Below are 15,362 nucleotides of genomic sequence, written 5' to 3' on the forward strand. Positions count from 1 at the left end.
AATTTAGATTATCGATTGATTTCGGTAATGAAAAAAATTGTTGGGGTATCGCCAAGCGGTAAGGCACCGGATTCTGATTCCGGCATTCCGAGGTTCGAATCCTCGTACCCCAGCCAATTTAAAAAGTCGTTAAGCAGTCTGTTTAACGCAATTGGGGTGTCGCCAAGCGGTAAGGCTCTGGTTTCTGATACCAGCATTCCGGGGTTCGAATCCCTGCACCCCAGCCACTTAGTCACAAAAAAGCCCGCTCTGCGGGCTTTTTTGTTTTTGTTGCTCAGAATAGTGCGGTCTGATGCCCTCTCCCACGGGAGAGGGAAAAAAGATTAGAGTCCCAGGGCGTATTTGAGCGCCTGACGCTTCAAGCCGCCGGCGCGTTCCGCCGCCATCAAACCAATGTTACGCAAGATACGCACCGGCGCTATGTTATTGCTGAACCCGGCATAGAACAGATCCATTCCCGACTGCATGATAAAGTTATCCGCCATACGGCGCGTCTGATAACGCTTCAGGACCTGATGACTGGACCAGTTCTCCGCATGCCCGCGGGCGCTGCCCAGCACATCCAGTAACGCATCGACGTCGCGATACCCCAGATTTACCCCCTGCCCGGCCAGCGGATGAATGGTATGTGCCGCATCGCCCACCAGCGCCAGCCCTTCTCTGGCATACTGCAATGCGTGACGCCGCGTGAGCGGGAACGCCCCTGCGGCAACCGGCATAACATTGCCCAGACGGCTCGGGAAGTTCAGATGAATTTCCCGCTGCAATTGCTCCATTGAAAGCCCCTGCAGCTGGCGAATGCGCGCCGGTTTGTCGTACCACACCAGCGACGCCCAGTTATCGAACAGCGGTAAGAAGGCGTGCGGACCATTCGGGGTAAAGTGCTGCCAGGTGCTCTCTCCCGGCGCATTCTCACACTGAACGGTGATCAACATACAGGACTGCTCGTACTGCCAGGCGTGCCCCCCGATACCCGCCATCTGCCTGACCTGCGAGTTAGCACCATCGGCCCCGACGACCAGCTTCACGGCCAGTTCATCGCCGCTGTCGAGCGTCAGCACATAGCCACTCTCGTGAGGATGCAGCGCCTTCAGCGACGCAGGCACACGCAACGTCACCTTCGGGTGCGCCTCCAGCGCCTGCCAGAGTGCCCGCTGGAGCACGTTATTTTCCACCATATAACCCAGGCGCGGTAACTTCAGCTCAGCGGCATCAAACGCGACGTGGGCATTTTCCCACTCCCAGGTTTCAAGACGGCTGTAAGGATGGGCGCGCATCGCCAGCACCGACTCCCAGACGCCCAGCCCGCGCAGCAGATCAACGGACGCTGCGCTGATCGCGGAGATGCGTACATCCGGTTTGGCCGCCGGATCGTATTGCCCAGGCGCTGCCTGTTCAATTACCGTTACCTCAAATCCCTGCTGCGCCAGCCCCAGCGCCAGCGCGCCGCCGACCATACCGCCGCCGACAACGGCAACTTCGGTGTGTAGGAGTGTCATGGTCAATTTTCCTTATTGCAGAATCCCTTAAGTTTACCGGATTTTTTCGGTCATGAGACACATAACCTTCATACTGGTCACAACCCCACCAAAGCATTACAATACGCGGCTTGCAATCCTGAGCTGAGCAAGTCGATGACTAAAAAACTCCATATAAAAACCTGGGGCTGTCAGATGAACGAATACGATTCATCCAAGATGGCCGATCTGCTGGACACCACCCACGGATACCAGCTGACTGAAAATGCGAAAGAAGCCGATGTGCTGCTGCTAAATACCTGTTCAATTCGCGAAAAAGCGCAGGAAAAAGTCTTTCACGTGTTAGGCCGCTGGAAACTTCTTAAACGAAAAAATCCGGACCTGATCATCGGCGTGGGTGGCTGCGTTGCGTCGCAGGAAGGTAAGCTGATCCGCCAGAGAGCCCCGTATGTGGATATTGTCTTTGGCCCTCAGACCCTGCACCGCCTGCCTGAAATGATCAACAAGGTGCGCGGCGATCGTAGCCCGGTCGTTGACGTCAGCTTCCCGGAGATCGAAAAATTTGACCGTCTGCCAGAGCCGCGCGCCGATGGCCCGACCGCGTTCGTCTCTATCATGGAAGGCTGCAACAAATACTGTACTTACTGCGTGGTGCCGTATACCCGTGGTGAAGAGGTCAGCCGCCCGGCAGATGACATCCTGTTTGAAATTGCACAGCTTGCCGCCCAGGGCGTTCGCGAAGTCAACCTGCTGGGTCAGAACGTTAACGCCTGGCGTGGTGAGAACTACGACGGAACCACCGGCAGCTTTGCCGAACTGCTGCGTCTGGTGGCCGCGATTGACGGCATCGACCGTATTCGCTTTACCACCAGCCATCCGATGGAATTTACCGACGACATCATTGACGTTTACCGCGATACGCCGGAACTGGTGAGTTTCCTGCACCTGCCGATTCAGTGCGGTTCCGATCGCGTGCTGAACCTGATGGGCCGTCCGCATACGGTGCTGGAGTACAAATCCATCATCCGTAAGCTGCGTGAAGCCCGCCCGGATATCCAGATAAGCTCTGACTTTATTGTCGGCTTCCCTGGCGAAACCGCTGATGACTTCGAACGCACCATGAAGCTCATCGGCGAAGTGAATTTTGACGTCAGCTACAGCTTCATCTTCTCACCGCGTCCTGGCACCCCTGCGGCCGATATGGTTGACGATGTACCGGAAGAAGAGAAAAAACAGCGTCTGTACATTCTGCAGGAGCGCATTAACCAGCAGGCCAACGCCTGGAGCCGCCGCATGCTCGGCACCGTCCAGCGTATTCTGGTGGAAGGCACCTCGCGCAAGAGCATCATGGAACTCTCCGGACGTACCGAGAACAACCGCGTGGTCAACTTTGAAGGTACCCCGGACATGATCGGTAAATTTGTGGATGTCGAGATTGTTGAAGTGTTGACCAACTCGCTGCGTGCGAAAGTAGTACGTACCGAAGATGAGATGGGCCTGCGTATTGCAGAGTCACCAGAATCTGTGATTTCCCGTACCCGCAAAGAAAATGATTCTGGCGTGGGAATTTACCAGCCTTAATCCTTCAGGCCTGCCTCTTCGGCAGGCCTTGTATTTCCTCTCATCGTCCCCAATATCATCCGCAACGCTTGCGCCTTTATTCTGTGGCGTGAATAATTTCGGTAATGACCGTTTTATTACGTCCTGTCGCAACGGATCAGTTAACCAATCAATGAGGAACAGTTTGAACATAGATACGCGTGAAATTAGCCTGACGCCCGCAGACAACGCTCGCCTGCTGAGCCTGTGCGGGCCGTTTGATGACAACATCAAACAACTGGAGCGACGTCTGGGTATCGAAATCAATCGTCGCGATAATCATTTCAAACTTACCGGACGCCCTATCTGCGTCAACGCCGCCGCGGACATTCTGCGTAGCCTGTATGTCGATACCGCCCCGATGCGCGGCGAAATTCAGGATATCGAACCGGAACAGATCCACCTCGCCATTAAAGAGGCGCGCGTGCTTGAGCAGAGCGCGGAAAGCGTGCCGGACTACGGCAAGGCCATTAACATTAAGACCAAACGTGGCGTCATCAAGCCGCGGACACCAAACCAGGCGCAGTACATCGCCAACATTCTTGACCATGACATCACCTTCGGCGTTGGTCCGGCGGGTACGGGGAAAACCTATCTGGCCGTTGCCGCCGCGGTTGATGCGCTGGAGCGCCAGGAGATTCGCCGTATTCTGCTGACCCGTCCGGCTGTGGAAGCGGGCGAGAAACTGGGCTTCCTGCCCGGCGATCTAAGCCAGAAGGTTGATCCTTACCTGCGCCCGCTGTACGACGCGCTGTTCGAGATGCTGGGCTTTGAGAAAGTCGAGAAGCTCATTGAGCGTAACGTAATAGAAGTGGCCCCGCTCGCCTACATGCGCGGCCGTACGCTCAACGACGCGTTCATCATTCTTGATGAGAGCCAGAACACCACCATCGAACAGATGAAGATGTTCCTGACGCGTATCGGCTTCAACTCGAAGGCAGTCATTACCGGTGACGTGACGCAGATCGACCTGCCGCGCAGCACCAAATCGGGTCTGCGCCACGCCATCGAAGTGCTGGCCGAAGTCGACGAAATTAGCTTTAACTTCTTCCACAGTGAAGACGTGGTACGCCACCCGGTGGTCGCGCGTATCGTTAACGCCTATGAAGCCTGGGAAGAGGCAGATCAGAAGCGTAAGGCCGAACTGGCCGCAGAACGTAAGCGCGAAGCGCAGGAGCAAGAACAGAAATGAGTCAGGTGATCCTCGATTTACAGCTGGCCTGTGAAGATAATTCCGGCATGCCAGATGAGGCACAGTTTCAGAAATGGCTGGATGCCGTTATCCCCCAGTTTCAGGAAGAATCAGAAGTCACGATTCGTCTGGTGGATGAAGCAGAAAGCCACGAGCTTAACCTGACCTACCGCGGGAAAGATAAGCCAACCAACGTGCTCTCTTTCCCGTTCGAAGCTCCGCCGGGTATCGAGATGCCGCTGTTGGGCGATCTGATCATCTGCCGTCAGGTGGTTGAACAGGAAGCCAAAGAGCAACAAAAGCCGCTGGAAGCCCACTGGGCGCATATGGTGGTCCATGGCAGCCTGCATCTGCTCGGCTACGATCATATTGAAGACGACGAAGCGGAAGAGATGGAGTCCCTTGAGACAGAGATAATGCTTGCTCTGGGCTATGAGGATCCGTACATTGCCGAGAAAGAATAGTCCGTCATCTGACTGACTAACATGCCGCCACGAAAGGAGATTGCGTGGCGGTAAACGTTGAACTAACAAGAGAACCCTTAACAAACGCCATGAGCGACGACAATTCACACAGTAGCGACACGACAACCAGTAAAAAGGGATTTTTCTCCCTCATTCTGAACCAGCTTTTCCACGGCGAACCGAAAAACCGTGATGAACTGCTGGAGCTGATTCGTGATTCCGGGCAGAACGACCTTATCGACGAAGATACGCGCGAAATGCTCGAAGGGGTTATGGACATCGCCGACCAGCGCGTTCGCGATATCATGATCCCCCGGTCACAGATGATTACCCTGAAACGCAACCAGACGCTGGACGAGTGCCTCGATGTGATCATCGAATCCGCCCACTCGCGTTTCCCGGTCATCAGCGAAGACAAAGATCACATCGAAGGGATTTTGATGGCGAAAGATCTGCTGCCGTTTATGCGCAGCGATGCCGAAGCTTTCAGCATGGAAAAAGTGTTACGCCAGGCCGTGGTTGTGCCGGAAAGTAAACGTGTGGATCGGATGCTGAAAGAGTTCCGCTCTCAGCGTTACCACATGGCGATTGTTATTGATGAATTTGGTGGCGTTTCCGGTCTGGTCACGATCGAAGATATTCTTGAGCTGATTGTCGGCGAAATCGAAGATGAGTATGACGAAGAGGAAGATATCGACTTCCGTCAGCTCAGCCGCCACACCTGGACCGTGCGTGCGCTGGCCTCCATCGAAGACTTCAATGACGCCTTCGGGACCCACTTCAGCGATGAAGAGGTGGATACCATTGGCGGGCTGGTAATGCAGGCCTTTGGTCATCTTCCGGCGCGCGGTGAGACCGTTGACATCGACGGTTACCAGTTCAAAGTGGCCATGGCCGACAGCCGACGTATTATACAGGTTCACGTCAGAACGCCGGACGATTCACCGGTGCCAAAACTGGAAGAGTAATGTAAATGGCATTTGCCCCACTGTTTGAACGCCAGCGCGTCCTTTTGCTGCTGGCGCTGTTACTCGGAGCCAGCGGTACGCTGGCTTTTTCTCCTTACGATATCTGGCCTGCGGCCATCCTCTCCCTGATGGGACTACAGGGTTTAACCCTGAATCGTCGTCCCGTCCAGGCTGCCGCCATCGGCTACTTCTGGGGGCTGGGGCTGTTTGGCTCAGGCATCAACTGGGTCTATGTCAGCATCGCCCAGTTTGGCGGTATGCCAGGCCCTGTTAATGTCTTCCTGGTGGTACTGCTAGCCGCGTACCTCTCACTGTATACCGGTTTGTTCGCGGGCATCCTTTCTCGCCTGTGGCCAAAAACCAGCTGGCTACGCGTCGCCATTGCCGCGCCCGTGGTCTGGCAACTCACCGAGTTCCTGCGCGGTTGGGTACTGACGGGCTTCCCGTGGCTGCAGTTCGGCTACAGTCAAATTGACGGCCCGCTAAAAGGCCTGGCGCCGGTGATGGGCGTTGAAGCCATCAACTTCCTGCTGATGGTGATCAGCGGCCTGCTGGTACTGGCGCTGGTCACGCGCTGCTGGAAACCGCTGGTGGTGGCGCTCGTATTGTTCGCCCTGCCTTTCCCGCTGCGCTATATCCAGTGGTTCACGCCCGAGCCCGGGCGTGCCATGCAGGTTTCCATGGTGCAGGGAAATATCCCGCAGTCCATGAAGTGGGACGAGAAAGAGCTGCTGAATACGCTTAAGATTTACGCCAACGCCACCGAAGAGGTGATGGGAAAATCACAGCTGATTATCTGGCCGGAGTCGGCGATCCCCGATCTGGAACTCAACCAGCAGCCGTTTCTGAACATGATGAACGATCTGCTGCTCGCGCGCGGCAGTACGTTGATTACCGGCATTGTGGATGCGCGTCTGAACCAGCAGAACCGCTACGACACCTACAACACCATCATTACGCTCGGTAAAGACAGCGAATACAGTTACCACTCGACTGACCGGTATAACAAGAATCACCTGGTACCGTTTGGTGAGTTTGTTCCGCTGGAGTCGATTCTGCGTCCGCTGGCCCCCTTCTTTGACCTGCCGATGTCCTCTTTCAGCCGCGGGCCATACGTTCAGCCCCAGCTGCACGCGCACGGCTTTGCTCTGACGGCGGCCATTTGCTACGAAATCATTCTCGGCGAACAGGTGCGGGATAACTTCCGTCCGGACACGGACTTCCTGCTGACCATCTCTAACGATGCATGGTTCGGTAAGTCGATTGGCCCGTGGCAGCACTTCCAGATGGCGCGCATGCGCTCCCTGGAGCTGGCGCGTCCACTGCTGCGCAGCACCAATAACGGCATTACCGCCGTTATTGGACCGCAGGGTGAAATTCAGGCCATGATCCCTCAGTTCACCCGTGAAGTGCTGACCACGACAGTCACGCCAACGACCGGGTTAACGCCATATGCGCGTACCGGCAACTGGCCACTGTGGATCCTGACCGCGCTGTTTGGCTTTGGCGCCGTGTTGATGAGTCTGAGTCAGCGTCGTAAATAACCTTACCTTCTGTTGCCGGGTGGCGCTGATGCTTACCCGGCCTACATTTTTGCTCCCGTAGGTCGGGTAAGGCGTAGCCGCCACCCGACAATCCTCTCCGAATTCATTTCTGGCACGCCTATTGCTTTGTTTATTCAGGTAAACGCAGTTTGGCTTAATGTGCAACTTTGTCGCACCAGCGTAGATCACCGGTAGCACCGAAACGGTGCAACGGGAGATATTTGCCTCTGAATGGTGCGGCGCGCTTCGCAAAAATAAACAATAACGCAGCAAAATCTTTACATTAAGCCAGACTAAATGTTAACAAGCTTGCATAACACTGCACTCGCATCGCGCGAGATATAACAACATCACAATGGGTATCAATGCGTCACTGGCGCTGATAAGAAGGAGTTGGGTATGCAATTACGTAAACTGGCCACAGCAATGCTGGTGATGGGAATGTCTGCTGGCGTGGTCCACGCTGAAGATGCGCCGGCAGCCGGCAGCACTCTCGACAAGATTGCCAAAAACGGCGTGATCGTGGTCGGCCACCGTGAATCTTCTGTCCCGTTCTCTTACTACGACAACACGCAAAAAGTCGTAGGTTATTCACAGGATTACTCCAACGCCATCGTTGAAGCTGTGAAGAAAAAGCTGAACAAACCTGACCTGCAGGTGAAGCTGATCCCAATCACTTCACAGAACCGTATTCCACTGCTGCAAAACGGCACCTTTGATTTTGAGTGTGGCTCCACCACCAACAACCTCGAGCGTCAGAAACAGGCAGCCTTCTCGGACACCATCTTTGTTGTGGGCACCCGCCTGCTGACGAAGAAAGGCGGTGAGATCAAAGACTTCGCTGACCTGAAAGGGAAAGCGGTCGTGGTCACCTCCGGTACCACTTCAGAAGTGCTGCTGCACAAGCTGAATGACGAGAAGAAAATGGATATGCGCATCATCAGCGCTAAAGACCATGGCGACTCCTTCCGTACCCTGGAAAGTGGTCGTGCCGTCGCGTTTATGATGGACGACGCCCTGCTGGCGGGCGAGCGTGCAAAAGCGAAGAAACCGGACAACTGGGATATCGTCGGTACCGCGCAGTCGAAAGAAGCCTACGGCTGTATGCTGCGTAAAGACGATCCGCAGTTCAAAAAGCTGATCGATGACACCATCGCCCAGGTGCAAACCTCCGGTGAAGCGGAAAAATGGTTCGACAAATGGTTCAAGAACCCGATTCCACCAAAAAACCTGAACATGAACTTTGAACTGTCCGACGACATGAAGGCCCTGTTCAAATCACCCAATGACAAAGCTCTTAACTAATTAGAACAACAGGGGCGGGATCTCCTGCCCTCTCGATTGTCGGGAAGCACGGACAGACTATACGTTGAGTGGTCGTTCCCCACTCAGCACGAAAAATGAGCTTCTCACCAATCTTCGAGGGTAGCGCTGCTACCCTTTTTTTTCTGGAGTTTATTATGTCAATCGACTGGAACTGGGGCATATTCCTGCAACAAGCCCCGTTCGGCAACACCACCTATCTTGGCTGGCTGTGGAGCGGATTTCAGGTTACCGTGGCATTATCGATAACAGCGTGGATTATCGCGTTTCTTGTCGGTTCGCTGTTCGGTATTCTGCGTACCGTCCCTAACCGTTTCCTTTCAACACTGGGCACCATGTACGTGGAACTGTTCCGTAACGTTCCGCTCATCGTGCAATTCTTTACCTGGTATCTGGTTATCCCGGAACTGCTGCCTGAAAATATTGGCATGTGGTTCAAATCGGAACTGGATCCGAATGTACAGTTCTTTGTCTCCTCAATGATGTGTCTGGGGCTGTTTACCGCTGCGCGCGTTTGTGAGCAGGTGCGTGCCGCCATTCAGTCATTACCCCGTGGACAAAAAAATGCGGGCCTGGCGATGGGGTTAACCCTGCCGCAAACCTACCGTTACGTGCTGCTGCCTAACGCTTACCGCGTGATCGTCCCACCGATGACCTCTGAGATGATGAACCTGGTGAAAAACTCGGCCATCGCCTCAACCATCGGTCTGGTCGATATGGCGGCTCAGGCGGGCAAGCTGCTGGATTACTCCGCGCACGCGTGGGAATCCTTCACCGCAATCACGCTCGCGTATGTTCTGATTAACGCTTTCATCATGCTGGTGATGAACCTGGTTGAACGCAAAATTCGCCTGCCGGGCAATATGGGGGGCAAATAATGTACGAGTTTGACTGGAGTTCTATCGTTCCCTCTATGCCATACCTGCTTGATGGCCTGGTGATTACCTTAAAAATCACGCTTATTGCCATCATCGTCGGTATCGTCTGGGGTACCCTGCTGGCCGTCATGCGCCTGTCGAGCTTTAAGCCGCTCGCCTGGTTTGCAACCGCCTACGTCAACGTTTTCCGTTCCATCCCGCTGGTGATGGTGCTGCTGTGGTTTTATCTGATTGTGCCCGGCTTCCTGCAAAACGTGCTGGGGCTGTCACCGAAAACCGATATCCGCCTGATCTCCGCGATGGTGGCGTTCTCGATGTTTGAGGCCGCCTACTATTCAGAGATTATCCGTGCGGGCATTCAGAGTATCTCCCGTGGACAGTCCAGCGCCGCGCTGGCACTGGGGATGACGCACTGGCAGTCCATGCAGCTCATTATTCTGCCGCAGGCGTTTCGCGCCATGGTTCCACTCCTGCTGACCCAGGGTATCGTATTGTTCCAGGATACCTCCCTGGTCTACGTGCTGAGTCTGGCAGACTTCTTCCGTACCGCGTCCACCATCGGTGAACGTGATGGTACGCAGGTCGAGATGGTGCTCTTCGCGGGAGCGGTCTATTTTGTGATTAGTTTAAGCGCGTCGCTGTTGGTCAGCTGGCTGAAGAAAAGGACGGTACAATGATTTCCCTGAAAAATGTTTCTAAATGGTATGGGCACTTTCAGGTGCTGACCGACTGCTCCACCGAAGTGAAAAAAGGCGACGTGGTGGTGGTGTGCGGACCGTCCGGTTCCGGTAAATCGACGCTGATCAAAACCGTCAACGGACTGGAGCCGGTGCAGCAGGGTGAGATCGTGGTCAACGGCACCAAAGTTAACGACAAGAAAACCAACCTCGCTCAGCTTCGCTCTCACGTTGGGATGGTGTTCCAGCATTTTGAGCTGTTCCCTCACCTCTCCATTATTGAGAACCTGACCCTGGCGCAGGTGAAAGTGCTTAAGCGTGATAAAAAAGCATCGCGCGAGAAAGGCCTGAAACTGCTGGAACGCGTTGGGCTCGCGGCCCATGCCGATAAATTCCCGGCACAGCTTTCTGGCGGTCAGCAGCAGCGTGTGGCGATCGCCCGCGCGCTGTGCATGGATCCTGTGGCGATGCTGTTTGACGAACCTACGTCGGCCCTCGATCCGGAGATGATCAACGAAGTGCTGGACGTTATGGTTGAGCTGGCGCATGAAGGGATGACCATGATGGTGGTAACCCATGAGATGGGCTTCGCCCGTAAAGTGGCCAACCGCGTGATCTTTATGGATGAAGGGAAGATCGTAGAAGACTCACCGAAAGAGGAGTTCTTCGCTAACCCGAAATCAGAACGTGCGAAAGATTTCCTCGCGAAAATCCTGCACTAATCTTCTCAGTGCGCAATCTGCGGATTGCGCACTGCCTCACGCTTTCGCTCACTTCTTCTCGTCGTGTGTCCCATTGCAGCGTTAACCTTGTCACAAAATAACGCTATGAATGGAGAACGCTATGGCACAACCTATTATTTTCGATTGCGACCCGGGTCATGATGACGCGATCGCGCTCGTCCTTGCACTTGCCTCCCCTGAGCTCGACGTCAAAGCCGTCACCTCTTCTGCCGGAAACCAGACGCCGGATAAAACCCTGCGTAACGTTTTGCGCATGCTGACGCTGCTTAACCGCACGGATATTCCTGTCGCTGGCGGCGCTCTCAAGCCCCTGATGCGTGAATTAATTATTGCGGATAACGTGCACGGTGAAAGTGGCCTGGACGGTCCGGCGCTGCCGGAGCCGGGCTTCACGCCGCAAAACTGTACCGCCGTAGAGCTGATGGCAAAGGTGCTGCGTGAGAGCGCGGAACCCGTCACCCTGGTGGCAACGGGACCGCAAACTAACGTCGCGCTGCTGTTGAACAGCCATCCGGAACTGCACGGCAAAATTGCCCGTATCGTCATCATGGGCGGGGCGATGGGGCTTGGTAACTGGACGCCGTCCGCTGAGTTCAACATTTTTGTCGACCCGGAAGCGGCAGAGATCGTCTTCCAGTCCGGTTTACCGATTGTGATGGCAGGGCTGGACGTTACCCACCGCGCGCAGATTATGGCCGACGATATTGAACGATTCCGTTCCGTGGGTAACCCGGTCGCCACAACCGTGGCTGAGCTGCTCGACTTCTTTATGGAGTATCACAAAGCCGAGAAGTGGGGATTCCACGGCGCACCGCTGCATGACCCCTGCACGATCGCCTGGTTGTTAAAGCCGGAGATATTTACCACGGTGGACCGATGGGTAGGTGTTGAGACACAGGGGAAATATACCCAGGGCATGACGGTAGTGGACTACTACTCGCTGACGGGGAATAAACCGAATACAACGGTGATGGTGGATATTGACAGACAGGCGTTTGTGGATTTGCTGGCGGAGAGGCTGGCTTACTACAGTGAGCCCTGATGCCCTCACCCCAACCCTCTCCCACGGGAGAGGGGCGCAGGCACTAAAAACGGCAACATAGTTGCCGTTTTGCGTTTACCTTGTGCGGCCTGATGCCCTCACCCCAACCCTCTCCCACGGGGAGAGGGCGCAGACACTAAAAACGGCAACGTGGTTGCCGTTTTGCTTTTATTTATGGCTCAAACGGCCGACGCTGGAACTGGTCGTGTCCGCATTTCGGACACAGCGGCAGCACATCTGGCGTATACACCGCAATATGGTGATGGCATTTCTCGCACACCAGATTTCCCAGCCCAACCACTTCCCCACTCTGGTACACACCGTGGTGGTTCAAATCCTGAAACACCTCGCGCCACTCCAGCTGTGTTTTATCAGTAATATCGGCCAGCTCCTGCCACAGACTCTCTTTAATCACCCGCATAAAGACACTGTCGCCGATCTCATCCTGGCTCTCCTCGTAGCTGCGCGCAAACTCTTCCAGGTCACGGCGCACGGCACGGGTCACCTCTTCCACTTCGGTTCGCGTTAACTCACCCGTTTGCGTCACCCGGGCACGAGCCTGCTCCACCAGCGCGTCAATATCGCGCTCGCCGTTACGCAGCCGTTCCGTCAGTGTCGCCACCAGTTCGCGGTAAAATTGAGCAACCTTGTTCATCATTTTGCCTCCCGGGTAAGTAACTATTTCTAATAATAGACCTTATTTCATCGCCGCTTTGTCAGGTGAAGCACAGACCCGGTAAATTCCTGCAAAGCGCATTTGTGCGAAAGGCTGTTTTGACGCGGGCGTTTGGGCTATGCTATGCGGATCTGAATTACCACATCCATTGGCTACATTTGTAGCTGTATTGAAAACAGGACCACTGGCTGCCATGCAAGAGCAATACCGCCCGGAAGAGATAGAATCAAAAGTCCAGCAACACTGGGACGAGAAGCGCACCTTTGAAGTAACCGAAGACGAGAGCAAAGAGAAGTATTACTGCCTGTCGATGCTTCCCTATCCTTCTGGTCGATTACACATGGGCCACGTGCGTAACTACACCATCGGTGATGTGATTGCACGCTACCAGCGCATGCTGGGCAAGAACGTTCTGCAGCCAATCGGCTGGGATGCGTTCGGCCTGCCTGCGGAAGGCGCAGCGGTAAAAAACAATACGGCGCCAGCCCCGTGGACATACGACAATATCGCGTACATGAAAAACCAGCTCAAAATGCTGGGCTTTGGTTATGACTGGAGCCGCGAGCTGGCAACCTGTACCCCGGAATACTATCGCTGGGAACAGAAGTTCTTCACCGAGCTGTACAAAAAAGGCCTGGTGTACAAGAAGACGTCTGCCGTTAACTGGTGTCCGAATGACCAGACCGTTCTCGCAAACGAACAGGTTATCGACGGCTGCTGCTGGCGCTGTGACACCAAAGTTGAGCGTAAAGAGATCCCGCAGTGGTTTATCAAAATCACCGCTTACGCTGACGAACTGCTGAACGATCTGGATAATCTGGACCACTGGCCGGATACCGTTAAGACCATGCAGCGCAACTGGATCGGCCGTTCTGAAGGCGTGGAAATTACCTTCAACGTTGAGAACTACGACCAGACCCTGACCGTCTATACCACCCGTCCGGACACCTTCATGGGCGCGACCTACCTGGCCGTGGCCGCAGGTCACCCGCTGGCGCAGAAAGCGGCAGAAAATAATCCGGAACTGGCCACCTTCATCGACGAATGCCGCAACACCAAAGTGGCTGAAGCCGATATGGCAACGATGGAGAAAAAAGGCGTGGATACTGGCTTCAAAGCCATTCACCCACTGACCGGCGAAGCCATTCCTGTCTGGGCCGCCAACTTCGTGCTGATGGAGTATGGCACGGGTGCCGTAATGGCCGTTCCGGGTCACGACCAGCGCGACTACGAATTTGCCACCAAATACGGCCTGACCATCAAGCCTGTTATCCTGGCGGCTGACGGTTCTGAACCAGACCTGTCCGAACAAGCGCTGACCGAAAAAGGCACCCTGTTCAACTCCGGCGAGTTCAGCGGCCTGAGCTTCGAAGAGGGCTTTAACGCCATTGCCGACAAACTGGCTTCTCTGGGCGTAGGTGAGCGTAAGGTGAACTACCGTCTGCGCGACTGGGGCGTCTCCCGTCAGCGTTACTGGGGTGCGCCAATTCCAATGGTGACCCTGGAAGATGGCACCGTGATGCCAACGCCAGACGATCAGCTCCCGGTGATCCTGCCGGAAGACGTGGTCATGGACGGTATCACCAGCCCGATCAAAGCCGATCCCGAGTGGGCCAAAACCACCGTCAACGGCCAGCCTGCGCTGCGTGAAACTGACACCTTCGACACCTTTATGGAATCATCCTGGTATTACGCGCGTTACACCTGCCCGCAGTATCAGGACGGCATGCTGGACTCCAACGCGGCAAACTACTGGCTGCCGGTTGATATTTACATCGGCGGTATTGAACACGCCATCATGCACCTGCTCTACTTCCGCTTCTTCCATAAACTGATGCGCGACGCGGGCATGGTGAACTCTGACGAGCCTGCTAAACAGCTGCTGTGCCAGGGCATGGTGCTGGCAGATGCGTTCTACTACGTGGGTGCAAACGGCGAGCGTAACTGGGTTTCTCCGGTCGATGCGATCGTTGAGCGCGACGAGAAAGGCCGTATCGTGAAGGCGAAAGACGCCGAAGGTCATGAGCTGGTCTATACCGGCATGAGCAAGATGTCCAAGTCTAAAAACAACGGCATCGACCCGCAGGTGATGGTTGAGCGTTACGGTGCGGATACCGTGCGTCTGTTCATGATGTTTGCCTCTCCGGCAGACATGACCCTGGAATGGCAGGAGTCAGGCGTTGAAGGGGCGAACCGCTTCCTGAAGCGCGTCTGGAAACTGGTTTACGAACACACCTCACTGGGTGATGCTCCGGCCCTGAACGCCGCCGCCCTGACGGAAGATCAGCAGGCGCTGCGCCGTGATGTTCATAAAACGATTGCGAAAGTGACCGATGATATTGGTCGTCGTCAGACCTTCAATACCGCAATTGCGGCTATTATGGAACTGATGAACAAACTGGCGAAGGCGCCGCAAGAGGGCGAGCAGGATCGTGCCTTAATGCGTGAAGCGCTGCTGGCCGTCGTTCGCATGCTGAACCCGTTCACGCCTCACGTCAGCTTCACCCTGTGGCAGGAGCTGAAAGGCGAAGGCGATATCGACAACGCGCCGTGGCCAGAGGCTGATGAAGCCGCGATGGTGGAAAACACCACGCTGGTTGTGGTCCAGGTAAACGGTAAAGTCCGCGGTAAAATTACCGTGGCGGTCGACGCAACCGAAGAACAGGTTCGCGAGCGCGCGGGCCAGGAACCGCTGGTCGCAAAATATCTTGAGGGCGTTACCGTACGTAAAGTGATCTACGTACCAGGTAAATTGCTGAATCTGGTCGTTGGCTAAGC

At 55.1% G+C, this 15,362-nt stretch carries 13 protein-coding genes and 2 tRNA genes; 13 read left to right on the forward strand and 2 right to left on the reverse strand.

Going from position 1 to position 15,362, the window contains the following annotated elements:
• Positions 1-41: 41 nt before the first annotated feature.
• Both C5687_RS07540 and C5687_RS07545 read left to right on the forward strand, forming a co-directional pair.
• A tRNA-Gln gene (locus C5687_RS07540) sits at positions 42-116 on the forward strand.
• 36 nt (positions 117-152) lie between these two features.
• A tRNA-Gln gene (locus tag C5687_RS07545) sits at positions 153-227 on the forward strand.
• A 96-nt stretch (positions 228-323) separates the two neighbouring features.
• Here C5687_RS07545 and ubiF read toward each other — a convergent pair.
• Positions 324-1,499, reverse strand: coding sequence for a 3-demethoxyubiquinol 3-hydroxylase (gene ubiF, locus C5687_RS07550; RefSeq protein WP_104556676.1), 1,176 nt, complete (start codon positions 1,497-1,499; stop codon positions 324-326).
• A gap of 135 nt (positions 1,500-1,634) precedes the next feature.
• On the opposite strand from ubiF, the gene miaB reads away from it, so the two are divergent.
• The 10 genes from miaB (at position 1,635) to rihA (ending at position 11,908) form a co-directional block, all read left to right on the forward strand.
• Positions 1,635-3,059, forward strand: a complete 1,425-nt coding sequence (gene miaB, locus C5687_RS07555) for a tRNA (N6-isopentenyl adenosine(37)-C2)-methylthiotransferase MiaB (RefSeq protein WP_025756346.1) — start codon at positions 1,635-1,637, stop codon at positions 3,057-3,059.
• A 163-nt stretch (positions 3,060-3,222) separates the two neighbouring features.
• Positions 3,223-4,269: a PhoH family protein gene (locus tag C5687_RS07560; RefSeq protein WP_025756345.1), complete on the forward strand. Its 1,047-nt coding sequence runs from the start codon at positions 3,223-3,225 to the stop codon at positions 4,267-4,269.
• Positions 4,266-4,733, forward strand: coding sequence for an rRNA maturation RNase YbeY (gene ybeY, locus C5687_RS07565; RefSeq protein ID WP_008501052.1), 468 nt, complete (start codon positions 4,266-4,268; stop codon positions 4,731-4,733). The genes C5687_RS07560 and ybeY overlap by 4 nt, the downstream gene beginning before the upstream one ends.
• An 89-nt stretch (positions 4,734-4,822) precedes the next feature.
• Positions 4,823-5,701, forward strand: a complete 879-nt coding sequence (gene corC, locus C5687_RS07570; RefSeq protein ID WP_025756344.1) for a CNNM family magnesium/cobalt transport protein CorC — start codon at positions 4,823-4,825, stop codon at positions 5,699-5,701.
• A 5-nt stretch (positions 5,702-5,706) separates the two neighbouring features.
• Positions 5,707-7,245, forward strand: a complete 1,539-nt coding sequence (gene lnt, locus C5687_RS07575; protein WP_104556678.1) for an apolipoprotein N-acyltransferase — start codon at positions 5,707-5,709, stop codon at positions 7,243-7,245.
• Between the two features lie 399 nt (positions 7,246-7,644).
• On the forward strand, positions 7,645-8,550 hold the full coding sequence (locus C5687_RS07585; protein WP_008501049.1) for an amino acid ABC transporter substrate-binding protein: 906 nt from the start codon (positions 7,645-7,647) through the stop codon (positions 8,548-8,550).
• A gap of 155 nt (positions 8,551-8,705) precedes the next feature.
• The gene (locus C5687_RS07590; protein WP_104556680.1) at positions 8,706-9,446 is read left to right on the forward strand and encodes an amino acid ABC transporter permease; all 741 of its coding nucleotides are present in this window, start codon (positions 8,706-8,708) and stop codon (positions 9,444-9,446) included.
• On the forward strand, positions 9,446-10,123 hold the full coding sequence (gene gltK / locus C5687_RS07595) for a glutamate/aspartate ABC transporter permease GltK (protein ID WP_025756342.1): 678 nt from the start codon (positions 9,446-9,448) through the stop codon (positions 10,121-10,123). The genes C5687_RS07590 and gltK overlap by 1 nt, the downstream gene beginning before the upstream one ends.
• Positions 10,120-10,845 (forward strand): amino acid ABC transporter ATP-binding protein, encoded by a 726-nt coding sequence (locus tag C5687_RS07600; RefSeq protein WP_008501046.1) that lies wholly within the window; start codon positions 10,120-10,122, stop codon positions 10,843-10,845. The genes gltK and C5687_RS07600 overlap by 4 nt, the downstream gene beginning before the upstream one ends.
• Before the next feature lie 121 nt (positions 10,846-10,966).
• Entirely contained in the window at positions 10,967-11,908 is a 942-nt protein-coding gene (gene rihA / locus C5687_RS07605; protein ID WP_104556681.1) for a pyrimidine-specific ribonucleoside hydrolase RihA, read from the forward strand.
• A 172-nt stretch (positions 11,909-12,080) separates the two neighbouring features.
• On the opposite strand, the gene C5687_RS07610 is transcribed toward rihA, so the two are convergent.
• Positions 12,081-12,563: a zinc ribbon-containing protein gene (locus C5687_RS07610; RefSeq protein ID WP_104556715.1), complete on the reverse strand. Its 483-nt coding sequence runs from the start codon at positions 12,561-12,563 to the stop codon at positions 12,081-12,083.
• 214 nt (positions 12,564-12,777) lie between these two features.
• Between C5687_RS07610 and leuS the strand changes: the two genes are divergently transcribed.
• The gene (gene leuS / locus C5687_RS07615) at positions 12,778-15,360 is read left to right on the forward strand and encodes a leucine--tRNA ligase (RefSeq protein ID WP_148110461.1); all 2,583 of its coding nucleotides are present in this window, start codon (positions 12,778-12,780) and stop codon (positions 15,358-15,360) included.
• The last annotated feature ends 2 nt before the right edge of the window (positions 15,361-15,362 follow it).

It is taken from the genome of Enterobacter sichuanensis, assembly GCF_002939185.1.
In the GTDB taxonomy this organism is placed as follows: domain Bacteria; phylum Pseudomonadota; class Gammaproteobacteria; order Enterobacterales; family Enterobacteriaceae; genus Enterobacter; species Enterobacter sichuanensis.

Excerpts from the sequence above, each read along its gene's own strand:
- C5687_RS07590 (WP_104556680.1), top strand. The coding sequence starts at position 8,706 with ATGTCAATCGACTGGAACTGGGGCATATTCCTGCAACAAGCCCCGTTC.
- C5687_RS07610 (WP_104556715.1), bottom strand. The coding sequence starts at position 12,563 with ATGAACAAGGTTGCTCAATTTTACCGCGAACTGGTGGCGACACTGACG.
- gltK (WP_025756342.1), top strand. The coding sequence starts at position 9,446 with ATGTACGAGTTTGACTGGAGTTCTATCGTTCCCTCTATGCCATACCTG.
- ubiF (WP_104556676.1), bottom strand. The coding sequence starts at position 1,499 with ATGACACTCCTACACACCGAAGTTGCCGTTGTCGGCGGCGGTATGGTC.
- miaB (WP_025756346.1), top strand. The coding sequence starts at position 1,635 with ATGACTAAAAAACTCCATATAAAAACCTGGGGCTGTCAGATGAACGAA.
- C5687_RS07585 (WP_008501049.1), top strand. The coding sequence starts at position 7,645 with ATGCAATTACGTAAACTGGCCACAGCAATGCTGGTGATGGGAATGTCT.
- ybeY (WP_008501052.1), top strand. The coding sequence starts at position 4,266 with ATGAGTCAGGTGATCCTCGATTTACAGCTGGCCTGTGAAGATAATTCC.
- C5687_RS07600 (WP_008501046.1), top strand. The coding sequence starts at position 10,120 with ATGATTTCCCTGAAAAATGTTTCTAAATGGTATGGGCACTTTCAGGTG.
- lnt (WP_104556678.1), top strand. The coding sequence starts at position 5,707 with ATGGCATTTGCCCCACTGTTTGAACGCCAGCGCGTCCTTTTGCTGCTG.
- corC (WP_025756344.1), top strand. The coding sequence starts at position 4,823 with ATGAGCGACGACAATTCACACAGTAGCGACACGACAACCAGTAAAAAG.
- rihA (WP_104556681.1), top strand. The coding sequence starts at position 10,967 with ATGGCACAACCTATTATTTTCGATTGCGACCCGGGTCATGATGACGCG.
- leuS (WP_148110461.1), top strand. The coding sequence starts at position 12,778 with ATGCAAGAGCAATACCGCCCGGAAGAGATAGAATCAAAAGTCCAGCAA.